Source organism: Aliidiomarina shirensis (assembly GCF_003987345.1).
GTDB lineage: Bacteria > Pseudomonadota > Gammaproteobacteria > Enterobacterales > Alteromonadaceae > Aliidiomarina > Aliidiomarina shirensis.
The window spans coordinates 143,902-167,408 of sequence record NZ_PIPP01000004.1; the positions used below are offsets into that span (position 1 = coordinate 143,902).

At 46.5% G+C, this 23,507-nt stretch carries 23 protein-coding genes; 15 read left to right on the plus strand and 8 right to left on the minus strand.

Going from position 1 to position 23,507, the window contains the following annotated elements:
• Positions 1–32: 32 nt before the first annotated feature.
• The 3 genes from gshB to ruvX are packed head-to-tail and all read left to right on the plus strand — an operon-like array spanning position 33 to position 2,033.
• A complete protein-coding gene (gshB, locus tag CWE13_RS09865; protein ID WP_126808215.1) occupies positions 33–977 on the plus strand; it encodes a glutathione synthase in 945 nt (314 codons plus the stop codon).
• A gap of 9 nt (positions 978–986) precedes the next feature.
• Positions 987–1,580: a YqgE/AlgH family protein gene (locus CWE13_RS09870; protein WP_126808217.1), complete on the plus strand. Its 594-nt coding sequence runs from the start codon at positions 987–989 to the stop codon at positions 1,578–1,580.
• 39 nt (positions 1,581–1,619) lie between these two features.
• The gene (gene ruvX / locus CWE13_RS09875) at positions 1,620–2,033 is read left to right on the plus strand and encodes a Holliday junction resolvase RuvX (RefSeq protein WP_126808219.1); all 414 of its coding nucleotides are present in this window, start codon (positions 1,620–1,622) and stop codon (positions 2,031–2,033) included.
• A 79-nt stretch (positions 2,034–2,112) separates the two neighbouring features.
• Here ruvX and CWE13_RS09880 read toward each other — a convergent pair whose 3' ends face one another.
• Positions 2,113–3,498: a PhoH family protein gene (locus tag CWE13_RS09880; RefSeq protein WP_126808220.1), complete on the minus strand. Its 1,386-nt coding sequence runs from the start codon at positions 3,496–3,498 to the stop codon at positions 2,113–2,115.
• A 158-nt stretch (positions 3,499–3,656) separates the two neighbouring features.
• Here CWE13_RS09880 and CWE13_RS09885 point away from each other — a divergent pair, with 158 nt between their 5' ends.
• Positions 3,657–4,325 (plus strand): RluA family pseudouridine synthase, encoded by a 669-nt coding sequence (locus CWE13_RS09885; protein ID WP_126808222.1) that lies wholly within the window; start codon positions 3,657–3,659, stop codon positions 4,323–4,325.
• Here the strand turns inward: CWE13_RS09885 and murU are convergent.
• Both murU and CWE13_RS09895 read right to left on the minus strand, forming a co-directional pair.
• A complete protein-coding gene (murU, locus tag CWE13_RS09890; protein WP_126808224.1) occupies positions 4,317–4,985 on the minus strand; it encodes an N-acetylmuramate alpha-1-phosphate uridylyltransferase MurU in 669 nt (222 codons plus the stop codon). The two genes, CWE13_RS09885 and murU, sit on opposite strands and share 9 nt — an antisense overlap.
• The gene (locus CWE13_RS09895) at positions 4,982–6,067 is read right to left on the minus strand and encodes an aminoglycoside phosphotransferase family protein (RefSeq protein ID WP_126808225.1); all 1,086 of its coding nucleotides are present in this window, start codon (positions 6,065–6,067) and stop codon (positions 4,982–4,984) included. The genes murU and CWE13_RS09895 overlap by 4 nt, the downstream gene beginning before the upstream one ends.
• 130 nt (positions 6,068–6,197) lie before the next feature.
• On the opposite strand from CWE13_RS09895, the gene CWE13_RS09900 reads away from it, so the two are divergent.
• From CWE13_RS09900 to CWE13_RS09925, 6 genes are all read left to right on the plus strand, one after another.
• The gene (locus CWE13_RS09900; RefSeq protein WP_198677944.1) at positions 6,198–8,567 is read left to right on the plus strand and encodes an LPS-assembly protein LptD; all 2,370 of its coding nucleotides are present in this window, start codon (positions 6,198–6,200) and stop codon (positions 8,565–8,567) included.
• A gap of 11 nt (positions 8,568–8,578) precedes the next feature.
• Positions 8,579–9,862, plus strand: coding sequence for a peptidylprolyl isomerase SurA (gene surA, locus CWE13_RS09905; protein WP_126808229.1), 1,284 nt, complete (start codon positions 8,579–8,581; stop codon positions 9,860–9,862).
• Complete coding sequence (gene pdxA, locus CWE13_RS09910) at positions 9,863–10,861, plus strand: 4-hydroxythreonine-4-phosphate dehydrogenase PdxA (RefSeq protein ID WP_126808231.1); 999 nt, start codon at positions 9,863–9,865, stop codon at positions 10,859–10,861.
• Positions 10,862–10,952: 91 nt separating this feature from the next.
• Positions 10,953–11,765 carry a 16S rRNA (adenine(1518)-N(6)/adenine(1519)-N(6))-dimethyltransferase RsmA gene (rsmA, locus tag CWE13_RS09915; protein WP_126808233.1) on the plus strand — a complete coding sequence of 271 codons (813 nt, stop codon included), beginning with the start codon at positions 10,953–10,955 and terminating at the stop codon, positions 11,763–11,765.
• Complete coding sequence (gene apaG / locus CWE13_RS09920; RefSeq protein ID WP_126808235.1) at positions 11,762–12,136, plus strand: Co2+/Mg2+ efflux protein ApaG; 375 nt, start codon at positions 11,762–11,764, stop codon at positions 12,134–12,136. Before rsmA ends, apaG begins: the two co-directional genes overlap by 4 nt.
• A gap of 9 nt (positions 12,137–12,145) precedes the next feature.
• Positions 12,146–12,961 carry a symmetrical bis(5'-nucleosyl)-tetraphosphatase gene (locus tag CWE13_RS09925; protein ID WP_126808236.1) on the plus strand — a complete coding sequence of 272 codons (816 nt, stop codon included), beginning with the start codon at positions 12,146–12,148 and terminating at the stop codon, positions 12,959–12,961.
• A 55-nt stretch (positions 12,962–13,016) separates the two neighbouring features.
• On the opposite strand, the gene tyrS is transcribed toward CWE13_RS09925, so the two are convergent.
• Positions 13,017–14,216: a tyrosine--tRNA ligase gene (gene tyrS / locus CWE13_RS09930; RefSeq protein WP_126808238.1), complete on the minus strand. Its 1,200-nt coding sequence runs from the start codon at positions 14,214–14,216 to the stop codon at positions 13,017–13,019.
• Positions 14,217–14,419: 203 nt separating this feature from the next.
• On the opposite strand from tyrS, the gene CWE13_RS09935 reads away from it, so the two are divergent.
• Positions 14,420–15,724, plus strand: a complete 1,305-nt coding sequence (locus CWE13_RS09935; protein ID WP_126808240.1) for a peptidoglycan DD-metalloendopeptidase family protein — start codon at positions 14,420–14,422, stop codon at positions 15,722–15,724.
• Positions 15,724–16,875 carry an anhydro-N-acetylmuramic acid kinase gene (locus CWE13_RS09940; protein ID WP_126808242.1) on the plus strand — a complete coding sequence of 384 codons (1,152 nt, stop codon included), beginning with the start codon at positions 15,724–15,726 and terminating at the stop codon, positions 16,873–16,875. The genes CWE13_RS09935 and CWE13_RS09940 overlap by 1 nt, the downstream gene beginning before the upstream one ends.
• Positions 16,876–16,967: 92 nt before the next feature.
• Here CWE13_RS09940 and pepQ read toward each other — a convergent pair whose 3' ends face one another.
• The 4 genes from pepQ to CWE13_RS09960 form a co-directional block, all read right to left on the minus strand.
• A complete protein-coding gene (gene pepQ, locus CWE13_RS09945) occupies positions 16,968–18,272 on the minus strand; it encodes a Xaa-Pro dipeptidase (protein WP_126808244.1) in 1,305 nt (434 codons plus the stop codon).
• A 238-nt stretch (positions 18,273–18,510) separates the two neighbouring features.
• Positions 18,511–18,966 (minus strand): DUF3718 domain-containing protein, encoded by a 456-nt coding sequence (locus tag CWE13_RS09950; RefSeq protein WP_126808246.1) that lies wholly within the window; start codon positions 18,964–18,966, stop codon positions 18,511–18,513.
• A 266-nt stretch (positions 18,967–19,232) separates the two neighbouring features.
• Positions 19,233–19,580: an iron-sulfur cluster insertion protein ErpA gene (gene erpA, locus CWE13_RS09955; protein WP_007420270.1), complete on the minus strand. Its 348-nt coding sequence runs from the start codon at positions 19,578–19,580 to the stop codon at positions 19,233–19,235.
• Between the two features lie 105 nt (positions 19,581–19,685).
• The gene (locus tag CWE13_RS09960) at positions 19,686–20,432 is read right to left on the minus strand and encodes a DUF6776 family protein (protein WP_126808248.1); all 747 of its coding nucleotides are present in this window, start codon (positions 20,430–20,432) and stop codon (positions 19,686–19,688) included.
• Positions 20,433–20,551: 119 nt separating this feature from the next.
• Between CWE13_RS09960 and hemJ the strand changes: the two genes are divergently transcribed.
• The 3 genes from hemJ (at position 20,552) to hemL (ending at position 23,381) form a co-directional block, all read left to right on the plus strand.
• On the plus strand, positions 20,552–20,989 hold the full coding sequence (gene hemJ, locus CWE13_RS09965; RefSeq protein WP_126808250.1) for a protoporphyrinogen oxidase HemJ: 438 nt from the start codon (positions 20,552–20,554) through the stop codon (positions 20,987–20,989).
• An 86-nt stretch (positions 20,990–21,075) separates the two neighbouring features.
• Complete coding sequence (locus CWE13_RS09970) at positions 21,076–22,089, plus strand: aspartate carbamoyltransferase (protein ID WP_126808315.1); 1,014 nt, start codon at positions 21,076–21,078, stop codon at positions 22,087–22,089.
• An 11-nt stretch (positions 22,090–22,100) separates the two neighbouring features.
• On the plus strand, positions 22,101–23,381 hold the full coding sequence (gene hemL, locus CWE13_RS09975) for a glutamate-1-semialdehyde 2,1-aminomutase (protein WP_126808252.1): 1,281 nt from the start codon (positions 22,101–22,103) through the stop codon (positions 23,379–23,381).
• Positions 23,382–23,507 lie beyond the last annotated feature (126 nt).

Sequence of the window (23,507 nt, forward strand, 5' to 3'; positions counted from 1 at the left end):
ATACATGCTATGAAATTTTTAGGGAGTAGAAAATGACCCGCGTTGCAATTGTGATGGACCCAATTGAATCGGTAAAAACATACAAAGACACTAGTTTTCGTTTAGCGCTTGAAGCGCAAGCGCGGGGCTATGAGGTTTTGTATTTACAATTAGCTGATATGTTTATAGAGCAAGGCACGGCGATGGCCCGTGTGCGCTCTTTGCAGGTAACCGACCAAGCCCAAGATTTTTACCAATTAGGTGAAGCAACTATTGTGCCGATGGGCGAGCTCGATATTATTTTGATGCGCAAAGATCCGCCGTTTGATATCGAATTTGTGTATGCCACGCATATTTTAGAACTGGCCGAACGTGATGGGGCGCTCGTTGCCAACCGCCCACAAAGCCTGCGCGATTGTGGTGAAAAGCTATACACTGCATGGTTCCCTGAGCTGATCCCAGCCACCTTAGTTACTCGCAGTACCGAACAAATCAGAGCGTTTCATAAAGAGCACAAAGATGTAATTTTGAAGCCTCTTGATGGCATGGGTGGTGCTTCTATTTTCCGTGTCGATGAATCCGGCAGCAACTTAGGCGTGATTATTGAAACGCTAACAAATCACGGCACCCGCTTTGCGATGGCACAAGAATACTTGCCAGCCATTAAAGATGGCGATAAGCGAATTTTGATTATTAATGGTGAGCCGGTTCCTTATTCACTGGCACGTGTTCCTTCGGCTGGCGAAACCCGTGGAAACTTGGCCGCAGGTGGCACCGGGCGGCCGCAACCGCTGAGTGAAAGCGATTTCGCGCTGGCCAACGCAGTAGGGCCTATATTGAAAGAAAAAGGTTTGTATTTGGTAGGCTTGGACGTTATTGGTGATCGCATTACCGAGATAAACGTGACCAGCCCTACCTGTATGCGTGAGATTGAAAACGCTTATGATATTAATATCGCAGGCCAATTTTTCGATGCACTCATCGCTGATTTGCAGTAAGGAGCGAGTATGTCTGATTCTAAATCAGAGCAAGAAAATACCGAATTTAATAGCTTAGCGAACCACTTTTTAATCGCTATGCCTGGGCTCGACGACCCGTTTTTCCATCACACGGTAACCTATGTGTGTGAGCACAACGAAGAAGGTGCAATGGGGCTGATTATTAACCAACCTATCGGCATGACGGTAGCAAGTTTACTTGAGCAAATTGATGTAGAGATTACCCATGAGCGTAATTTCGAAGATCTCCAAGTGCTTACCGGTGGTCCAGTGGCTACGGATCGGGGTTTCGTGCTGCACCCGCCGCAAGATGGCTGGCGTAGCAGCTTAGAGCTCAGTAACGATATTATGATTACTACCTCACGGGATATTCTCGAAGCACTAGGCTCTGATCGCGCACCGCAAAAATTCTTACTGACACTTGGCTATGCCGGTTGGGAAGCAGGCCAATTAGAGCAAGAAATTGCCGAAAATAGCTGGTTAACCATTCCTGCTGATCCGAACCTTATGTTCGCCACGCCAACAGCAGAACGCTGGGGCAAAGCGGCAGAAAGTTTAGGGTTTGAGATTAGCCAACTTTCTAGCGAAGCTGGCCACGCATAATCACAAACGTTCGGTTTAACCATCTAGGAACCCAAAAGAATGAGTATTCTTGCCTTTGATTTTGGCACTAAAAGTATTGGTGTTGCGGTGGGTAGCCGCATTACCAATACGGCTTCGCCATTAGCGGCATTATCCGCCAAAGAAGGCATTCCCAATTGGCAACTTTTGGAAAAGCTCATCAAAGAATGGCAGCCGGATTTTTGCGTGGTGGGCCTGCCCTTAAATATGGATGGCACCGAACAACCGCTTACCGATTTGGCGCGTAAATTTGGCAATCGCTTACATGGCCGTTTTGGCGTGCAAGTAAAATACCAAGATGAGCGTTTAACTACGGCCAGTGTGCGAGAAGAGCTCTTTGCTCGTGGTGGCTTTCGTGAGCTTAGCAAAGGCCGTGTAGATAGTGCTGCTGCGTGTACAATTTTGGAAGATTTCTTGCAAACACATGCCGAATGATCAGCTTAAGCGCGAACAAAACAGCCGCAATTTGAGTTGCGGCTGTTTTGTTTTACGCTTCTATTTCGCCTACATAGCCTTACAAATTTTCTTCCGCATATTGCGCCAAACTTGAACGCACCACGCCATTTAAGTTCATAGTTGAGCTACCATAATAATTTTTAAAGCGCTCAACGATGTACGTTAACCCTGAAGTAACTGCGGTTAAGTAATAACTATCGATCTGGGCCAAGTTCCCCGAACAGATAATTTTTGTGCCCGCCCCACAACGCGTAATAATAGTTTTCAATTGCCCCGCGGTTAGGTTCTGCGCCTCATCCAAAATCACCACAGCGTTTTGAATACTGCGGCCGCGCATAAAGTTCAGTGATTTAAATTGAATATTAGCCTTATTCATAATGAAGTTTAGGCTCGATTCCATATTTTCATCTTGCTTGTGCAGCACTTCTAACGAATCGGTAATGGCCGCCAACCAAGGCGCCATTTTTTCCTCTTCGGTGCCTGGCAAATAGCCTATCGATTCGGCAATTTCTGGAGTGTTACGGGTAACAATTATTTTCTCATACATGCCCTTTTCAACCACCTGCTCAAGTGCTGTAGCCAGCGCTAGCAAAGTTTTACCGCAGCCCGCAGGCCCAGTTAAAATAACTAAATCTTGAGTAGGATCGAGCAACGAGTGCATGCCCATCGCTTGGTAAATGTTCTTTGGTGTTATTCCCCACGCACGCTGGCTCATAAGCCGCTCGCGGCCGATATCCAGAATCTTCACATGGCTATCGGTAAAGCTATCCACACGAGCTGCAAAGTTATCGGTGTCATCAATCAAATATTCATTTGGGTACAACGCAGGGAACAAATCTCGGGCAATAAAATGGTAGATATCTCGACCATCCTGCTCGGTTTTCACATCACCAACGGTATCCCAAAAATTTCCTTCAAATTTATGGAAGCCTTTCGCAAGTAACCGAATATCATCAATAAGTTGATCGGTGCGGTAATCCTCAACGAAGTTCACACCAGCACCTTTGGCTTTCAAGCGCATGTTGATATCTTTGGTAACCAATACAACTTTATGGGGCGATTTCGTTGCCTGCAATTGCAAGGCCGTTTGAATAATACGGTGATCGTTTTCGTTGAGTGACAAGGCAGATTCCGTTTGCCGAAGTTGAAAATCAGGGAAAATCGATAAATGCCCATTGGCTTGATGCTCACCGGCAATTCGAGTTAACGGCACGCCTGCCGATATTTGCTCGGGGGTAGCATCGTGTAATGCCTCTTCTAGTGAGCGTATGGCCACTCGGGCATCTCGGCTCACATCTTTTTGCCTATCTTTTATGTGATCAAGTTCCTCCAAAACAACCATTGGAATAACTACGTTATGCTCTTGAAAGTTAAGGAAAGCTAGGGGTTCGTGCAATAGAATGTTGGTATCGAGGACGTAATACTTGGGCTCGCTCGCTGGCATAGGTAGAACCTCATCTTTGTTGTTATTCTTAATTTAATATTAGACCAAACAGATGAAGCTGCTATGACAAAACGAAAATAAATTCTGCTACAATGCGCCGCCTCTTAGCTCCTGTAGCTTTTGTAGCTCAACGCGCACAACTAAAAGTGATAAATGCCATGTTTGTTTACAATCCGCCAACCACACCTTGGCTAGAAATCCTCTATCGGGACGATGATTTGTTGGTGATTAACAAACCTGCAGGCTTACTTACGGTTCCAGGCAAAGCACCTGAACATAAAGATAGTTTAGAATTGCGCGTGCGCCGCGCGCTGCCTGAGGCACGTATTGTGCACCGGTTGGATATGGCTACGTCGGGTATTATTCTGATGGCGTTGAATAAATACACCCAAGGTGAACTCGGTAAACAATTTGAGCATCGGAAAACAACCAAGCGCTATCGTGCGCGAATTCATGGCGAGCTCGAAAGTTCTGCTGGCTCAGTTGATTTGCCGCTGCGTTGTGATTGGCCCAATAGGCCAAAGCAAATGGTGTGCCATGATGAAGGCCGCGCGTCGTTAACCCATTATGAAAAAGTTACTGGCACCCTTGCGTGGACAGACGTAATTTTGCACCCAATCACTGGGCGCTCTCATCAGTTACGGGTGCACATGAACAGCTTAGGCCATCCAATTCTCGGTGATCGCTTGTATGGCACGGATGCATCGAGAGAAGGTGCAACGCGCTTACTATTGCATGCAGAGTATTTAGCCTTTACCCATCCAAGAACCGGGGCGGCAATGAAATTTGAATTACCTATCGATTTTTCAGCGGCGTGCTTACTCTGAATGCTTGCCCGATAAAAAATCGGATAACTGCGTTAAGCGTTTTGGTGTGCCTACGTCGGTCCAGAACCCGGTGTAATGTTCGCCTGTTAAACTATGTTTGTTCATCGCTTTTTCAAAAAACGGCCTCAGCTTTAAAAACCCTACTTCCGCACCATCAAAAAGCTTTGGGCTTAATACACTAATACCACTAAATGTCAGCCCGGGGGTATTTTCGACACGACCATGATGGATCGAAAAATCACCTGAAGGATGATGCTCTGGATTATCCACCATAACCAGATGCCCGAGCCCGGAAATATGTTGCGGCAAATATCGAAAGTCAAAATCGCACCAAATATCGCCATTCACCAGAATAAAAGGCTCTTCACCTAAATGTGGCAATGCATTAATAATTCCACCCGCCGTTTCTAAGCCACCTTCTGGTTCTTTAGACCAGGTAATTTCCACACCGTAATCGCTACCATCACCAAGGGCTTGTTCAAATTTTTCGGGCAACCATGCGGTGTTGATAACAACTTGCTCAATACCTGCGCGCTTTAAATTCTCTAAGTGCCAAACAATCAATGCTTTACCCGCAACTTGTAGTAATGGCTTTGGCGTATGGTCGGTAAGTGGCCGCATTCGCTCGCCGCGGCCGGCGGCTAGAATCATTGCTCTCATGAATTACGCTCGAGGCCAGTTAAGCTGTTTTCCGCTTTCGCAGCAAGCGCAGGAATAACGCGCTGTTGCAGCCAATCATTGTAATCGGCGAGTTCGGGGTATTTACTGGCCACGCGCTGAATGTAATTTACCGTTGCGGGAATATCATTTAGGTAACCTGATTTACCATCACGATGGTACAGCCGGGCAAAAATACCACTGGCTTTGGTATGTCGCTGCAAACCCATCCAATCAAACCAATGCTGCCATTCACTTTCAGTAACATTAGCTGGCAAAATATCAGCAGCCTGTAAAGTTTTATAACCATGCAGGCTGAGCTCCTGCACCATTTCATCCGGCCACACGACATAGCAATCGCGCAATAACGATACCAAATCATAAGTAATCGGCCCGCGCACCGCATCTTGAAAATCGATCACACCGAGCTTCGTTTCCGGTTCACTGAGCAACATTAAATTTCGCGAATGGTAATCACGATGCACGCCTACTTGCGGTTGTTGGAGCGCATTATCCACCAACCGATCGGAGAATTGTTGCCAAAGCTCTTGTTCTGCTGATGAAAGATTAAGCTGTAAGTGAGTACCTACCAACCAATCAGAAAATAGAGCATTCTCTCGCCGCAACAACGCCTCGTCATACATGGGCAACGCCCCATTCCTATGTTCGAGAACACGCATAATCGCGGGCAGCTCATCAATTGCTTGCTGGTAGTATTGCTTGGGTTCATCCGCTGTAGTGGCACGTTGATAAAACAATTCATCGCCGAAATCTTCCAGTAACATCACACCAAGTTCAGCATCACTTGCTAATACTTGCGGTACGCGCACGTTTGCTTCGGCATAAGCCAAGGCGATTGATACAAAAGGCTCTAGCGATTCAGGCGGGGGCGCATCTACCAATACATAGTTTTTCTGAGGCACGCCATTGCCAAGGTCTAAGGTGACGCGAAAATAACGGCGAAAACTCGCATCGCCGGCAAGAATGCGGATATCTAGATCGCGAGTATTTATATTCTTTTTTAAAAGCCGCGAAAGTGCCTCGGCTACCCATTCGCCTAGAACTTGTATTCTATCCTTCGCCACGAAATTGCTCCCAAGTTTATTCATTTATATAGAATTACCTATTTCCGACGCTACGCAAATAGCCCGCACAGGAAAATTGCTTTATTATACCTTCCTTTGTGAACCAAATCGGATACTTTACTCAGCCTTCATGATGTTATTGCCTTCTGTACACGCATGTAAGCCGCTTCGGCTTTCGCTCTGTGTTACTGCATTATTTGCAGCGTTCAGCTTGCCCGCCAATGCGGATACTGAGCAGCCCGCAAGTGATGCCGCGGCACCGGTAGTTACTGGTGCGCAAATGGCGAATAATGCTTGTCACGTAACACCGAGCTGGTTAGTTGACGATAATGGCCAAGAACGGCTGCGCCTTATTCATACTGAACAAGACAGCGATAACGTCAACGATATCATTGTTCGTGCTGATGATACGCAAGTAGTAGCCAATCGTTTTGCTGAATTTAACGGTAACGTTTTATTTGTTCAGGGTAACCAACGAATTGCTACCAGCAGCGCTTCATTTAACCAAGTAAACAATCAGTTTCGTGCTGATGGCAGCCTTACCTACACCGATGGTTATATTGCAGTAAAAGCGGAACAAATTGAAGCCGATGCAAATGGCGAAACGGCATTAATCTTGGATAGTGAATATTTCCTTATTCCGCGAGCGGCGCTCGGTACCGCCGGCCGTATCGAAATTCAGGCCGCTGAAGATAACCGGTTGATAACCTTACACGATGGTACGTTTACAACCTGCCCAGGAGAACGCCCGGCGTGGCAAATTCGGGCATCTGAAATCGAAGTGAATGAAAATGAAAGCTGGGGAACTGCACGCAATGCGCAATTTCGTTTATTCAATGTGCCCGTGCTCTATATTCCGCGTTTCACCTTCCCTTTAAACGATGAGCGTAAATCCGGCTTTTTATACCCCACGATTCGCAGCTCGGCGCGCAACGGCGTAGAACTTGAAGTTCCTTATTACTTTAATTTAGCAGCCAATTACGATCTTACCTTTACGCCGCGCTATATGAGTAAACGCGGGTTAATGACCAATACCGAGTTGCGCTTCATGAACGAGCAACACGAAAGTGAAATTCAATTCGAGTTCTTGCCCGATGATAACTCTTTGGATACCACGAATAGTCGTTCGTTTGTGCGCCTAGAGCATCAAGCTCATTTCAATGATGCCTGGAGTGGTTATTTAGATTTTACCCAAGTTAGTGATAGCGCTTATATCAACGATTTTGGCAATCCATATATTAATCGCGCCGATCCGCATTTATATCGCCGTGGGCAATTGGATTATCACGGCAGCAACACCCACGCACAGATACAGATTGAAGATTTTCAAATGCTCGGGCCATATCGCGCGCCATACAGAACGTTGCCGAAAATAAGCGTATGGCACGATGAAACGATGCCGGGTAATTTTAATCTACAGTTCTTCTCGGAGCTTAGCCACTTTCAAAATCCGAACGACAACACGGATAAAGCGACTCGCTTCCATCTAGAACCAACACTTAGTTATGCCATGGTAAAAACAGCATGGGATTGGCGTGCTGATTTAAGTTATCTGTATACCCAGTATGATCAAACTGCGGATAGCACTCGCGATTCTTCAGTTACCCGTTATTTACCCCAGTTTCGGTGGCATGGCCGTGTGCATCTTGAGCGGCCATTTGAAAATGGGGGTGGATTGCAAACGCTAACACCACAAATTCAGTATTTATATGTTCCGCACCAAGATCAAACTCGGATCGGTATTTACGATACGATTTTAATGCAAGATGATTACCACAGTTTATTTCGGCCACGGCGATTTACCGGCCTTGATCGCATTGCAGATGCCCACCAAATTACCCTCGGTGCTACCACCAGTTTTTTTGATAGTAATGCCGTGGAACTTATGCGCCTGAGCTTGGGTCAGATAATTTACCTTGATGAAAGCCAAACTCAACTGTTTGATGAAACCAGCCGAGTAACCGCAAGTAACTCGGAATTGGCCGCTGAACTCGATTTCCAAGTTGGCCGCCGCTGGTATGTGAGTTCCGCGGTGCAATACGATACCGATTTAAACCTTGCTCGAAAGGGAAGAATGGCTGTTGAGTATCGTAAAGACGACGCGAACTTGTTACAGTTGAACTATCGCCGGGTGCAAGGTTTAGTGGGCACGAATGAAGAAGTAGAACAAGTTGGTTTTACTACTTCATGGAAGTTAGCCAATGATTGGTCGATAGCCGGACATTGGTACAACGATTTACGCACAAATCGAACGATGGACGCTTTACTCGGTGTTCAATACGATCGCTGTTGCTGGTCGATTCGCATTAGTGCATATCGCCGCGTAAATAGAAATTATGATTTAAGCTTTGCTGATGGTCCGCTACCACCTGCAGGGTTCGATAATGGCGTTAGCGTGCAGTTTATTCTCACCGGCCTGAGCAATAGCACGGGCGCAATGATGAATATGCTACAACAGGGTATCTTTGGATACCGTAGACCGTTTTATTTAAGTAATTAATTGGAAGCTTTATGAGAAAAATTACAGCCTTGGCTTTTGGTGTGGTTGCCATGCTGGCCAGCACGATGGCACACGCAGAAACACTGATGGACCGCGTTGCAATTGTGGTGAATGAAGAAGTTATTTTAGAAAGCGAGCTAAACGATTTAATCGAAAATGTTCGTTCAGAAATGGATACAAGTGGAGCGAATGCGCCTTCGGAAACAGCGATTCGTACCCAAGCTACCGAGCGTTTAATTACGCAGAAGCTACAAATGCAGATGGCTGATCGTATGGGTATTCGCATCGATGATGCTTACCTTGATCAAGCGCTCGCCAGCATTGCCAGCGAAAATAATTTATCGGTTGAAGGCTTACGCTTAGAGATCACAGCGACTGGCGCGAGCTGGGCTGAATATCGCGAAGAGATTCGCAAGCAAATCGCGATGTCTGAAGTACAGCGTTCAAGCCTGCAACGTCGTATTTATATGAGCCCGCAAGAAATCGATATGCTCATGAAGCTAATTTCAGAGCAAGGCGCTGATAGTGCCGAATATCGTGTATCGCATATTCTAATTAGCTTACAAAACGAAGAAGGCGAGCCTGATGAGCCAGCGGCCCGCGCTCGTGCAGAACAAGTGCTTGAGCTCGCGCGCCGAGGTGATGATTTCGCGCAACTCGCCGTTACCGCTTCAAGTGCACAAAACGCACTCGAAGGTGGTGATATGGGCTGGATGTCGATTAACGCCATGCCAACATTGTTCGCCAATGCCTTAGAGAATCAAGAAAAAGGCCATGTTGCCGGTTTGCTTCGAAGCGGTTTAGGCTTTCACATTTTGAAAATTCAAGATGTTCGCGGCGCTCAGCAAGCGGTAAATGAGGAAGTTCGCTCTCGACACATTCTTATTCGACCTTCGGTAATTCTTTCCGATAATCGCGCTCAGCAAATGTTGAATGAATTTCGGGAACAGATTCAATCAGGTGAAAAAACCTTTGCGGAACTAGCAACCGAAAATTCTGCCGATACAGCTTCCGCAGCTCAAGGTGGCGACCTCGGCTGGTCAACGGCTGATGTGTATGTTCCTGAGTTTCGCGACCGGGTAGCACGCATGGAGCCGAACGTTATTTCCGAGCCATTCAAAACAACTCACGGTTGGCATATTGTTGAAGTTCTTGAACGCCGCGAACAAGATGTTACTGAGCAGCGCATGCGTGAACAGGCACAACAGATTCTATATAGCCGCAAATACCAAGAAGAAATGGAAGTGTGGTTACAAGAATTACGTGATAACGCTTTTGTGGATATTCGGATTTAAATGATTCAACGCATTGCCGTTACCCCCGGCGAGCCGGCGGGTATCGGACCCGATCTTATTCTTACTCTAGCTCAGCAGGATTGGCCTGCTGAGCTAGTTGTTTGTGCCGATCAAGAAATGCTCGCGGCACGCGCCGAACAATTAAAGTTACCGATTTCTTTTATTGAGTATGATTCAGAAAAAGAACCTCGGCCGCAACAAGCCGGTACCCTCACAATTTGCCACATTCCGGTAAAAGCGCCGGTTGTTCCCGGCACGTTAAATGAAGCCAACGGCCATTATGTAATTGATACCCTATATCGGGCTAGCCAAGGCAACATTAGTGGTGAATTTGCAGCCATTGTTACTGGGCCGGTGCACAAAGGCATCATCAACCAAGCGGGTATCGCCTTTAGTGGTCACACGGAGTACTTTGCCCATCAGGCAAACTGCAAAGATGTAGTGATGCTGCTTGCTACCGAAGGGCTACGAGTAGCTCTGGTGACAACTCATATTCCATTGGCTTATGTTGCCAAGGCAATTACAGCAGAACGTTTAGCGCAAGTAATACATATCTTACACCATGACCTCGTAACAAAGTTTGGTATTGCTGAGCCTCGAATTCTTGTTTGCGGGTTAAATCCACACGCCGGCGAAGGCGGCCACTTAGGTCACGAAGAAATCGATGTTATCAGCCCCACGTTAAATTCATTGCGGCATGAGCATGGATATCAGCTTTCTGAGCCACTCCCCGCCGATACTATCTTTCAGCCTAAGTATCTGGAAAATGCCGATGTTGTATTGGCTATGTACCACGATCAAGGCTTACCCGTGTTAAAATATAAAGGCTTTGGTGCCGCCGTGAACATTACACTGGGCTTGCCCTTTGTGCGTACCTCAGTAGACCACGGCACCGCTTTAGATTTGGCTGGGTTAGGTACCGCCGATACAGGCAGCTTTAAGATTGCTTTAGAGCAGGCAATGGATATGGCCACGAAACAAGTGCAAAACAGCTTTTAACAAATCAGCCAAAAGCGTTCATAATCAATACATCGACGCCCATTAGGCGACACCTCTTTGCAATATAGAATTCTAGGAAAACTGATTAACCATGAGTAAAGCTCTTGATGGCCACCGCGCCCGTAAACGTTTTGGCCAAAACTTTTTACAAGATGAAATGGTTATTGATGCCATTGTAGAGGCTATCGCGCCGCAACCGGGTGAGCCTATGGTCGAAATTGGGCCAGGCCTAGCAGCGCTTACGCGACCTGTAGCGCAACGCGCCGGGCACTTGCATGTGGTTGAACTCGACCGTGATCTTGCGGATCGATTAGAAAATTCGGCGGAATTTGAGGGTAAACTTACCGTACACCGCGCCGATGCTTTGCGTTATGATTTTGGTGCGTTATCACGCGAGTTAGGCAAAGAGCTTCGGGTTTTTGGCAACTTGCCATACAACATATCAACGCCGTTGATATTTCATTTGCTAAGCCAGTTAGATACTATTTCTGATATGCACTTTATGCTGCAAAAAGAAGTAGTTGCACGTATGGCTGCGGCCCCAGGCAGCAAAGCTTTCGGCCGCTTAACCGTGATGATTCAGCAAGCTTGCAAGGTAATACCGGTTATTGAAGTACCGCCAGAAGCGTTCGATCCAACACCAAAAGTAGATTCCGCAGTAGTAAGATTGGAACCGTACAGCGAATCGCCTTGGCCGGTACTTGATCGCGCAACGTTAAATCACGTTTGCCACATGGCATTTCATCAGCGTAGAAAAACGATGCGCAACAATATGAAGAAATTAATGTCGGCTGAAGAACTCGAAAGCATTAATATCGATCCAACAGTACGCCCAGAAACTCTGGCCGTTGAAGATTTTGTGCGCATGGCGAATTGGATTACGGAGAATGATCGAACGATATGAGTACTTATGAAGTTAGCATTCAAGTTGAAACCGAGTACCTTGAAGAGCAATCAATTCCTGAAAAAGAGCAATTTGTTTTTTCCTATACGGTAACGATCGCCAACATCGGTGATGCTGCTGTAAAACTGTTAAATCGGAAGTGGACAATCACCGATGCCAATGGCAACACCACCGAGGTGGTGGGTGAAGGTGTTGTTGGTAAGAAGCCACATATCCAGCCTGGCAAATCGTTTACCTACACCAGTGGAACGGTATTGAAAACCCCGCTAGGCCACATGGAAGGCAGCTACGGCATGGTTGATGATAATGGTCAGTTTTGGGATCTCCCGATTCCGGTGTTCACCCTCGCTCAACCCAACATTCTGCACTAGGCGATAGCCATGGCACGTTACGTAGTTGGTGATATTCACGGTTGTTTAAAGCCATTACAAAATTTACTGAATAAAGTAGATTTTAACAGCAAGCGTGATGAGCTCTGGGCGGTTGGTGATCTCATCGGCCGTGGCCCAGAAGCACAAGCTACCCTCGAGTTTCTCGCCGAAATGGGCACTTCGTTTCGCTGTGTGCTCGGTAACCATGATTTACACGCCCTCGCTGTTCTTTGCCAGTTGCGCAGAGCAAATCCGAAAGATCGTACCGCTGATATCGCAAAATCTGCCGACCGTGATTTATGGATAGATTGGCTGCGGAAGCAACCGCTGTTGTTGGCTGATGCCTCACAATCATTGGTGATGACCCACGCCGGCATTCACCCCGATTGGAGTGTTGATGAGGCCTCCGAATACGCCGACGAAGTAGCCTTATGTCTGAAAAGCCGAAATTTTGTGCAATTTTTGAGTGAGATGTATGGTAACGAGCCGGCGTTATGGCACCCCGATTTAAGTGGCAATGAGCGGATACGATTTATCGTGAACGTGTTTACCCGTATGCGCTACGTTACCACTGAACACGCCCTCGAATTGAACGAGAAACAGCATCCCGATAATGTTCCAGCAGAACTACAATTACGGCCGTGGTTTAGTGCGCGAAAAACCTCGCCATGGCAGATCGTGTTTGGCCACTGGGCAAGCCTCATGGGTGATACCCATCGGAGTGATATTATCGGCCTTGATACCGGTTGTGTGTGGGGTGAAACGCTCACCGCTTGGGAACCGGAAACCAATAAAAAAATCAGCGTTCCTGGCTGGCAACGCTGATTTTCGTATCGTTTAAACACTTCGCCGCACTCTTGGCTACATTAACGGCTTAACTTTACGCTAGGGTTATTCTTGCAAATTTGCGCTTACCCACTTGATAAACGGCGGTTCCAAGCGCACAAACCGTACGAGCATCATCTACCTTTTCGCCGTCAATACGCACAGCATTTTGCTTCACCATGCGCATCGCTTCAGACGTAGAAGCCACAAGCCCAGCTTCCTTCAATACATTTCCTAGCCCACGTTGCTCTTCACTTAAGCTTAATGTAATTTCCGGCATATCGTCAGGAATTGCATTCTTTTGAAAGCGCTGAATAAAATCTTGCTCCGCGGCGTCTGCATCGGCAGCACTATGGAAGCGCGCAATCAGCTCTTTCGCCAATGCCACTTTTGCATCGCGCGGGTTGCCACCACCGGCAACTTGTTGTTTGAGTTCCGCCAATTCACTATCACTGCGGAAACTCAATAGGTCGAAGTATTTCCACATTAATTCATCGGAAACCGACATGATTTTGCCGAACATCTCATTTGGCGTATCGGTAATACCCACGTAATTCCCGAGCGATTTTGACATTTTCTGAACGCCATCGAGACCTTCAAGTAAAGGCACCGTAATTACCGTTTGCGGGCGCTGCCCTTCTTCTTTCTGTAATTCCCGACCCATGAGCAAATTAAAACGTTGGTCCGTTCCACCCATCTCAATATCAGCTTTCAGTGCAACCGAATCCCAACCTTGCACCAGCGGGTAAATAAACTCATGAATCGCAATCGGCTGGCCACCTTGATAACGCTTTTTAAAATCATCGCGTTCCAGCATTCTCGCCACCGTTTGCCGCGATGCGAGCTTAATCATGCCCGCCGCACCGAGTTCATTCATCCACTCACTGTTGAAGCGAACTTCTGTTTTTTCAGGGTCGAGAATTTTAAACACTTGCTCCTTATACGTTTCAGCATTCGCCAAAACTTCTTCTCGGCTCAACGGCTTGCGGGTAACATTTTTTCCGGAAGGATCACCAATCATGCCGGTGAAATCACCAATCAAGAATACAATTTTATGGCCAAGATCTTGGAATACTCGTAATTTATTGATGAGAACCGTGTGTCCCAGATGTAAATCAGGTGCTGTTGGGTCAAAACCAGCCTTTACTGTAAGCTGCCGATTCTCCGCCAACTTATCTTTAAGCTCTTGTTCTACCAACACTTCATCAACGCCTCGAGTGATTAACGCGAGGCCTTCCGTTACCGATTTAGTCATCTTTACTCCAATTCACTACCTGGCTACTGAACTTTTTCCGAATTTGGCATTCTACTTGATTCAACGCCACCTTTTAAGCACGTTGTTTCTGCTTGTGCAAAGAAAATGATATGATAGCCTGAACGGTGAAGAAAAAGAGTAGAATATTTGCTGTTTTTTACCCAGCAAAATGAAGTATGCGTGAAGTACAGAGGATCCAATCTATGGTTAAACCAATCCAGCAGTTTCTGCAGCACATGCCCAAACGCCATCAGGTGATTATCGCCAGCGTTAGCATTTTATTGCTGCTACTTTTGGTATGGCCATCGGAAAAAGCCAGCGCTTCACGTGATATGGCCCAATTTGAACAGCTTGAACCCGGTGTACGCTACGAACTAGCCCTGCAACTCGGTACTTCTTTTGCACCCATTGATAGCGATATGGAATACACATGGGTGGATTATGAGATTCGTTCGGGTGACAACATGGCACGTATATTCCAACGGTTAGGTTTTAGCGCCCGTCAACTCCATGATTTAACCCAAGCCGAAGATGCCAGCATTCTACGCCGCATTCACCCAGGCGATACATTGCGTTTTGCAAAAGACGCCAACAACGATTTAATGGCATTACATTATCGGTTAAGCGAAACCGATACATTGATAATCGAAAAAACCGAAAACGGCACCTACCAAAGTAACCGTGAAGCAAAGCCAACAGACATTCGCATTGCCTTCGCACACGCAGAAATTACAAGTAATTTCTGGAATGCTGGCGTACAAGCTGGGCTCTCTCAAGGGCAAATTATGAGCTTAGCTGAGCTATTCGGTTGGGATGTGGATTTCGCGCTGGATATTCGTCGAGGCGACCAGTTCAGTGTTCTTTATGAAGAGCGTTACATTGACGGCCAGTATGTAGGCACAGGACAAATTGTAGCTGCGGAGTTCGTTAACCAAGGCGAAGTGTTCCGCGCTATTCTCCACGAAAATGGCAGCTACTATACCGATACAGGCCGCAGCATGCGAAAAACATTCTTGCGTGCCCCAGTAGCATTTAACCGAGTTTCTTCTGAATTTAATCCACGCCGCTTACACCCAGTTACTGGTCGTGTAGCGCCGCATCGCGGTATTGATTACGCCGCACCAACTGGCACACCGGTCATGTCTTCGGGTGATGGCCGTGTTATCGCCAGCGCTTACGATAACCTCAATGGCCACTATATTTTTGTTCAGCATGGCGAACGCTACGTTACTAAATACCTACACCTGAGCCGCCGGCAAGCCAATGTTGGCGATCGTGTGCGCCAAGGGCAAGTAATTGGCCGTGTAGGCGCTACCGGCCGCGTAACCGGTGCGCATTTGCACTATGAATTTTTGGTTGATGGTGTCCACCGCAACCCGCGTACCGTGAATTTACCAAAAGCGGAATCACTTCCGGTAGCAGAAATGCCGGTGTTTGAGGCTATTGCGGCCGAACAACTAGCGATGATAGAAGGCCGTAAACGCTTTTACTTGGCGATGGTTGATTAATGAGCGCCGAGCGCTTTATCGGTGTTCTTTCGGGAACCAGCTTAGATGCGCTCGATTTGGCGCTAGTAAGTATTAGCAGTAGCGGCACAATAACCCAACTTGATGCCCTTAATTGGCCTCTCAGCGAATCATTACAACAACAATGCCATGCACTATGTACCCCAGGTACAAATGAGCTGGTACGCTACGGCACCGCAGATCGCCTATTTGCACAAACGGTTGCAGAAGGTATTGCGGCATTACTTGCCAAAAACGATCTAAACACAAGCGATATTCGCGCTATCGGCAGCCATGGGCAAACCGTTCGCCATCATCCAGATACTACCCCAGCGTTTACTTTACAACTCGGTTGTCCACATACCATTGCTGCGCTTACCGGTATCGCCGTAGTTGGTCAGTTTCGGCAAAAAGATATTGCGCTTGGCGGTGAGGGTGCGCCTCTTGCCCCTGCTCTTCATCAGAAAATATTCCAGGTTACGGACGAACAACGCTTTATTGCCAACATTGGTGGCATCGCCAATATTACCTATCTTCCTGCCGCTACAGAGAATACGGATCAGGTTGTGGGTTTCGATACTGGCCCCGGCAATACGTTGATGGATTATTGGGTGCAAACGCACTTGCAGAAAGAATACGATAGCAATGGTGCATGGGCCGCAAGCGGCCAAGTAAACCAGCCCTTGCTGGAATTACTGCAACGAGATCCCTATTTTCGCAAGGCTGCGCCAAAAAGCACCGGCCGGGAGTATTTTACGCCAGTGTGGTTAGATAATGCGCTGCGGCAACTTTGCGAAACTTCGAATAGCAAACTTACAGCCGTTGATATACAAGCAACATTGCTTGAGCTAACCGCAACTACGTTAACCGATGCGATTCGTACAATTCCTAGCCTGCATAATGCCCCAGAAACGTGCGTATACGTATGTGGCGGCGGTGCGCAAAATCAAGCACTCATGCAACGATGCCAAGCACTTCTCCCGGCCGTAGGCTGGCGCACAACAGAATCTATCGGTGTGCATCCTGATTGGGTAGAGGCAGTTTTATTTGCTTGGTTGGCTTGGGCTCACGTGCAAGGCGTGGCACCCGATTTACGCAGCGTAACTGGCGCAAAGCGGCCAGCGGTTCTCGGCGCTTATATTCCAGCAAGCTAATGGACAACGAAAGAGATTAAAAAAGCGGCTGAATCGACTATCGATTCGCCGCTTTTTTATTACAACCCAGGTAAAGATTAACCGTGAATCGCTTATTTTAACTTATCAAATGCATCACGGGTAATATTCTCAGTACCATCAGCCGTTACCCGCACACTATCTTCAATACGTACACCACCGAACGGACGCAGCTCTGAAACCCGATTCCAATTAAAATCTTCGTTGCCATCATGTGCTTCTAATAATTGATCAACAACGTAGATCCCAGGTTCAATGGTAAACACTTGATCTACCTCTACATCGCGCAGCAATCGCAAGAACGGATGTTCCGCATTACGTTCGAAGGCATCACCCTTGGTGTTCTTCAAGAAGCCACCCACATCATGCACTTGCAACCCAATAAAGTGGCCCAAACCGTGCGGAAAGAATGCTCGCGTGTAGCCCCGCTCGTAAATGGTATCGGCATCCACTTTGAAAAAGCCAAACTCAGAAAGGATTTTCGCTATTTTTTTATGCATGCTTACATGCAGATCAAGATACGAAATGCCTGGTTTTATCTCCGCAATGATAGCTTGTTCAGCGGCATCTACCGCTTCTACTAACTCGGCATAAAAACCATCTTTGGCTGCATACGTTCGCGTAATATCAGCACAATGTCCGTTATAGTATGCGCCAGCGTCAATCAGGAAAGAGCGGTGTTCCGTTGGAACTTCGGTTTCATAAACATCGTAATGCAACACTGCCGCGTGCTCATTCAGCGCCACGATACTGTTATAAGGAACTTCAGTTTCCCGGAACTTCATAGCCGCTAAATACGCTTGGTTAATCTCAAGTTCAGATTTACCTGCAAAAAAAGCATCGCGCGCAGCGTTGTGTCCACGCGCAGCAACTACGTTTGCTTTGCGCATATTAATTAATTCACATTCAGTTTTTATTGCCCGCTGGTAGTGTAAATGGTCGATAAGCTTTTGTGGATTGTGCGCTGCCACAGGCCATTCGTTCATTGGCGCAAATTCTTCCCCAATGAATGCTGCCGTTGCTAATTCATCGGCCAGCTTTGCTCGTACGGTAGCAATATTATCCACCAACACTACATCGCATGCTTCTTTCCATTCGCCCGGCGGCAACTGTGGCTGAGCATGCCAAAAATCACGAGCTTGGAATAGAAAAACAACAGGTTTCTCGCCCTTGCGGTAAAAAATAAAACTCTTTGGATTCTCGGTGACCGGTATCCAATACTTGAAAAATGGATTTACGCGAAACGGATATGCATTATCATCGAGGAATGCCACTCGCGGCTGGCCAGCATATATTAATACGCTCTCAAACCCATTTGCTTCTAGTGCTTCATCAAACCGCTGCTTCACTTGTTCTAAGTGTTTTAAATAATGGCTCATAGAATCCTCATCAGTGGTGGCTTACGCTAATATAACGAAAGCCGCTGGCTCTGCTTTTACCTAGGTACATTGGAAATGTTATTGGTGCCATTCACTAAAGCTAAAACATAATATTTAGCTCAATAGCGTTACATATAAAAACCGGATATCAAAAACGGTGATTCATTGTAGCAAAACTCGGCTACTTTCAAAAATCTAGAAGAAAAATCAGAATGGAAGTTCGTAACAGGTGGGGATATTAACTTTGCGGTAAACGCTCACGAACAGCATGAATGATTGGCGAGTTGTGGTAACCCGTAGTTTCAGCCCAATCGAGAATAGAATCGCCATTCTCATATTTTTCAAAAATCATCCGCGCAGGAAGGCTACGTGTAAGCAACAAGCCCGTATCGGTAGCTTCAGCAATCACGGCAAATTGTAGCAATGTGTATCCATTACACTTCACCGCCGTATACATGTTTCGGATCCGCAAGCTGTTGCGCTCTAAAATATTTTGAAATTCACGGCGATTATCGGCACTAATGCTGTAACAAATATCTTTCGCAACATTTTCGCCGGTAAAGCCTTGAGCGGGCCTTGCTGCTTGTTCCGGTGTTGTACCATAAAAATCCGGATAAAAGTGGCCTACACTCCCCTGAGCATGGCTTGGTATGCTAACGAAATAAGCCGCGATGAATAGTAACCATCGAGTCATAGTACTTCCTTTGCTCTTTAGCAACACTGGTTATGGCGAATGAATCGAAGTCATTTTTTCGTTTCGGTAGGGAAAACGCAAGCAGTTTAATGTAGTAACTTTGTTAAAATTTACCGCTCAGTAACGCATGAATTATGAGAGATGGTTTAGTTCTGAGCCCTTACCTATGGCGCAATACCGCTTAATCGCGGCACTGCCGCAATGTACAAAATTTCAACAGGGCTATACACAGAGCTATGCAAAAATCACTCAGGTGATAATGAAATCTACACAGAAAACGAAGACCCACACCCACATGTTGTAGTTGCGTTTGGATTATTCACAAAAAAACGTGCCCCTTGTAAGCCTTCTTCGTAATCTACAACACCACCTACCAAATATTGCAGGCTCATTGGATCAACCACTAAGGTTACGCCTTCTTTTTGAATTTCCATATCACCGGGGTTCACTTTTTCATCGAAAGTAAAGCCATACTGAAAGCCAGAACAACCACCGCCAGTAACGAATACCCGCAGTTTAAGCGCTGGGTTCTCTTCTTCGGAGATTAACGTTCGCACACGAATCGCCGCTGATTCAGAAAATTCAATCGGCATCGCTTGTTCTACTGCACTCATCAACCGTACTCCACAGAAGGTTTCATAAATTAACACTGCTATTGTCGCTTATGGCGCTTATACGATCAACGTTACTCACGCTTCTATTCCAAATTAGGCTGATTTTTAGCCTTCATCACCAGCATTCGCTTCCTCTACTGCCGTTTCCGCTTCAAATAATTGCCGCCATTGATAATTCCGCTCTGTTTGTCGGCCTTGGCGCGAACGTACTCGCACATGCAACGTATCGGGTGAAAAACCCGCGGGCAAATTAAAACTCCCCTCAGTAAGGGAAAAGTAGCTCATTACAAATTGCGTGGCACCTTCATCAATGCCCGCTAACGCGAGTAAATTGTATTCTTTTCGTTCATCTTGCTCGAAACCGCGCAGTGTAAGCGTTATCGAGCCCTGTGCGAGTTGCTCAATACGTTCCATCTGCAATAATATTAGGCGAAAATAATAGCTATTTTCGCCCGGTAGCGAAGTAACGGTCATCGAATCAATCGTTATACCATCCGCTTCAAGCTCCGGCGCCATTACACGCTGATAAAAAGCCAGTTCGCGACGAATCTTTGCATTATCATCTTGAGTATCCCGAAGCTCATCTTGAAGTGATTGTGTAGCTGCACGCTCAACATCTAACTCAACTTGCAAAATATTAATGCGGTATTCCAAACGATCAACACGCTGATGTAAGCTCGCGCGTTGATTTTCCAACAGTAGTGTTTGTTGCTCTAAATGAATTAGCCGCATGTTCCCAACAAGATAACCAGCAACCACAAAAAGCGCGGCCAATGCAACGTATAGCAAAAGCCGTTTCTTTTCATAGCTATGATATGTACGAAGGCTACTATTACTGCCTTTTGCCATCATCTACTTCCTACTGTTTACACAATGCTTGTGTTAAATTATTAGCTATCTTACGTTACTCGAAATCAATCACCCAGCCATTTTGCAAGTGCGTGGCAATAGACAAAGGCGATAGCACCCCTATGAACGAATTTCTTGTTTTCCAGTGGTTTAAAGCGCTCCACCTAGTTTTCATGGTTGCTTGGTTCGCTGGTATTTTCTATTTACCACGGTTATTTGTATATCACGCTGAATCCGTGGAGCCGAAAGTACACGCACAACTTAAAATTATGGAGCGTAGATTACTCTATTTTGTTACGCCATTCATGGTGCTTACCATTATTTTCGGTTTTGGCATGCTATATATCTATGGCTTAGATTGGCTGCGGATGAACAGCTGGATGCATATAAAGCTCTTGTTGGTATTTATCTTAGTAATTTATCATATTTACTGTTTCTTCTTAGTGCGCGATTTTCGCAATGATAACGTAAAGCGCTCTGGCCGTTGGTTTCGTTGGTTCAACGAAATGCCAGTAATTATGTTGTTCGCAATTATCATTCTGGCCGTATTAAAGCCTTAAACAAAGCCAAGCCAACGTTCCGCTAGCGTTGGCTTTCTGCTATGCTACAGCCCCAACAACCTATCACGTTGGAACCGCAAAAAATGATGAAATTTACCGGTGCAAACATACTTTCTGTTGACCAGTTTAACCGCGATGCGATTGAACATATTTTTCGCATTGCCGATCTTATGGAACCCTACGCACACCGGCGCAAACGCACACGTGTGCTTGATGGCGCAATTCTCGGTAATTTGTTTTTTGAACCTTCAACTCGTACCCGCGTGAGCTTTGGCACTGCCTTTAATCTGCTGGGTGGCGAAGTACGGGAAACCACCGGAATGGAAAGCTCAGCTTTAGCCAAAGGCGAATCACTGTATGATACGGCCCGAGTGCTCTCAAGTTACAGTGATGTTATCGCCATGCGGCATCCAAAATCAGGTGCTGTGGCTGAGTTTGCCGAAGGTAGCCGGGTTCCGGTAATCAATGGCGGTGATGGTGCCAACGAGCATCCTACCCAAGCGTTACTTGATTTATATACCATTGAAAAAGAACTCGCACATCATGGTAGCACCATTGATGGTATGCATCTTTGCATCGTTGGTGATCTCAAATACGGGCGTACCGTACATTCATTATCCAAATTACTCTGCATGTTTAAACAAGTGAACATTACCCTAGTATCACCACCCGAATTAGGAATGCCCACTAGCATCGTAGATTTACTGGAAAGCGCTGGGCACAAAGTTACCCAAGTAAGCGAGCTTTCCGGTTCCATGGATGCTGATATTGTTTACCAAACCCGTATTCAACAAGAGCGTTTTACTAACCTTGATGAAGCCGAGCAGTATCGGGGAAGATTTCGCCTAAACAGTGAAATCTACACGAAACACTACAAACCCAACACGGTAATTATGCATCCGCTACCTCGCGATTCGCGAGCGGAAGCAAATGAGCTCGATAACGATTTGAATCAAAACCCGAACCTTGCAATTTTCCGCCAGGCCGATAATGGGGTTTTAATTCGTATGGCACTTTTTGCCGCAACATTAGGTGTTGAACACCTAGTGAGCCGCTATGATACCGATGTAATTTGGTACAGCGATAAAGCTAATAGTTAAGAGGTTTTCCCATGTCCCGTTCGCAAGATTTGTTTGCCCAAGCTCAACTTTCTATCCCTGGCGGAGTAAACTCTCCGGTTCGTGCTTTTAATGGTGTAGGTGGCACACCTATTTTCATTGAACGCGCGCAAGGTGCTTACTTATTTGATGTTGATGGCAATCGTTACATCGATTATATCGGCTCGTGGGGGCCAATGATTCTGGGTCATAATCACCCTGAAATTCGTGATGCTGCGATTGAAGCTGCTGAACGTGGTTTAAGCTTTGGTACGCCAACCGCAAGTGAAATCACCATGGCAGAAAAAGTAATCTCCATGGTGCCATCAATTGAGAAAGTTCGCATGGTGAACTCCGGTACCGAAGCGACTATGAGCGCGATTCGGTTGGCTCGGGGTTACACTGGGCGCGATAAAATCCTCAAGTTTGAAGGCTGTTATCATGGCCATGCCGATTCGCTGTTGGTTAAAGCAGGTTCCGGCGCGCTTACTTTAGGTGTTCCAAACTCTCCAGGTATCCCAGAAGATTTTGCCAAACACACGCTCACCGTAAGCTTTAATAACTTGGACGAAGTGCGCCAAGTTTTCGCCGATTTAGGCGAGCAAATTGCTTGTATTATCGTAGAGCCAGTTGCTGGGAATATGAATTTAATTTTGCCAGAGCCAGGATTTTTGGAAGGGCTTCGGGAAGTGTGCGATGAATACGGTGCGGTGCTGATTTTCGATGAAGTGATGACTGGTTTCCGGGTTTCTCGTGGCGGCGCTCAAGAGTTTTTCAATGTGAAACCCGATCTTACCTGTTTAGGGAAAGTGATTGGTGGTGGTATGCCGGTTGGCGCATTTGGCGGAAAACGCGAAATTATGGATTACATTGCACCCGTGGGCCCAGTTTACCAAGCGGGCACACTTTCAGGTAATCCTGTAGCTATGGCGGCTGGTTTAGCGTCGTTGAGCTTGTTAAATTCAAGCTCATTGTACACCCAACTTGAAGGTCGCGTATCCGAGCTAACATCAGGTTTACAAGAACTTGCCGATGCCAAAGGTATTCCCTTTACTACCGCTCAGGCTGGCGGCATGTTCGGCTTCTTCTTTACGGAAGCCAAGAAAGTAACTACTTACGAACAAGCCACGCAGTGCAATATGGAACACTTCCGCACGTTCTACCATGAAATGCTAAAACGCGGTGTGTATTTAGCACCAAGTGCCTATGAGGCGGGCTTTATGAGCTTAGCGCATACCGAAACCGATATTGAAGAAACACTGCAAGTTGCAGAGCACGCTTTCAACGTGCTGTAGCATTGCACGATAAGTTAAAGATATACATCACGCTCCAGGCCCAGCATCATGGTTCAGCATCATAACTGAACCGCTATATGCATTATTGCGCTAACGGAGCGTGTTCATTTTTACTCTGCTAGTAAG

What these genes read in the sequence shown, in the direction of transcription:
- CWE13_RS09940 (WP_126808242.1), top strand. Translation starts at nt 15,724, where the DNA reads ATGAGCGCCGAGCGCTTTATCGGTGTTCTTTCGGGAACCAGCTTAGAT.
- surA (WP_126808229.1), top strand. Translation starts at nt 8,579, where the DNA reads ATGAGAAAAATTACAGCCTTGGCTTTTGGTGTGGTTGCCATGCTGGCC.
- erpA (WP_007420270.1), bottom strand. Translation starts at nt 19,580, where the DNA reads ATGAGTGCAGTAGAACAAGCGATGCCGATTGAATTTTCTGAATCAGCG.
- CWE13_RS09960 (WP_126808248.1), bottom strand. Translation starts at nt 20,432, where the DNA reads ATGATGGCAAAAGGCAGTAATAGTAGCCTTCGTACATATCATAGCTAT.
- hemJ (WP_126808250.1), top strand. Translation starts at nt 20,552, where the DNA reads ATGAACGAATTTCTTGTTTTCCAGTGGTTTAAAGCGCTCCACCTAGTT.
- CWE13_RS09870 (WP_126808217.1), top strand. Translation starts at nt 987, where the DNA reads ATGTCTGATTCTAAATCAGAGCAAGAAAATACCGAATTTAATAGCTTA.
- rsmA (WP_126808233.1), top strand. Translation starts at nt 10,953, where the DNA reads ATGAGTAAAGCTCTTGATGGCCACCGCGCCCGTAAACGTTTTGGCCAA.
- pdxA (WP_126808231.1), top strand. Translation starts at nt 9,863, where the DNA reads ATGATTCAACGCATTGCCGTTACCCCCGGCGAGCCGGCGGGTATCGGA.
- apaG (WP_126808235.1), top strand. Translation starts at nt 11,762, where the DNA reads ATGAGTACTTATGAAGTTAGCATTCAAGTTGAAACCGAGTACCTTGAA.
- CWE13_RS09970 (WP_126808315.1), top strand. Translation starts at nt 21,076, where the DNA reads ATGAAATTTACCGGTGCAAACATACTTTCTGTTGACCAGTTTAACCGC.
- CWE13_RS09925 (WP_126808236.1), top strand. Translation starts at nt 12,146, where the DNA reads ATGGCACGTTACGTAGTTGGTGATATTCACGGTTGTTTAAAGCCATTA.
- pepQ (WP_126808244.1), bottom strand. Translation starts at nt 18,272, where the DNA reads ATGAGCCATTATTTAAAACACTTAGAACAAGTGAAGCAGCGGTTTGAT.
- hemL (WP_126808252.1), top strand. Translation starts at nt 22,101, where the DNA reads ATGTCCCGTTCGCAAGATTTGTTTGCCCAAGCTCAACTTTCTATCCCT.
- ruvX (WP_126808219.1), top strand. Translation starts at nt 1,620, where the DNA reads ATGAGTATTCTTGCCTTTGATTTTGGCACTAAAAGTATTGGTGTTGCG.
- CWE13_RS09885 (WP_126808222.1), top strand. Translation starts at nt 3,657, where the DNA reads ATGTTTGTTTACAATCCGCCAACCACACCTTGGCTAGAAATCCTCTAT.
- CWE13_RS09935 (WP_126808240.1), top strand. Translation starts at nt 14,420, where the DNA reads ATGGTTAAACCAATCCAGCAGTTTCTGCAGCACATGCCCAAACGCCAT.
- murU (WP_126808224.1), bottom strand. Translation starts at nt 4,985, where the DNA reads ATGAGAGCAATGATTCTAGCCGCCGGCCGCGGCGAGCGAATGCGGCCA.
- CWE13_RS09880 (WP_126808220.1), bottom strand. Translation starts at nt 3,498, where the DNA reads ATGCCAGCGAGCGAGCCCAAGTATTACGTCCTCGATACCAACATTCTA.
- gshB (WP_126808215.1), top strand. Translation starts at nt 33, where the DNA reads ATGACCCGCGTTGCAATTGTGATGGACCCAATTGAATCGGTAAAAACA.
- CWE13_RS09950 (WP_126808246.1), bottom strand. Translation starts at nt 18,966, where the DNA reads ATGACTCGATGGTTACTATTCATCGCGGCTTATTTCGTTAGCATACCA.
- tyrS (WP_126808238.1), bottom strand. Translation starts at nt 14,216, where the DNA reads ATGACTAAATCGGTAACGGAAGGCCTCGCGTTAATCACTCGAGGCGTT.
- CWE13_RS09900 (WP_198677944.1), top strand. Translation starts at nt 6,198, where the DNA reads ATGATGTTATTGCCTTCTGTACACGCATGTAAGCCGCTTCGGCTTTCG.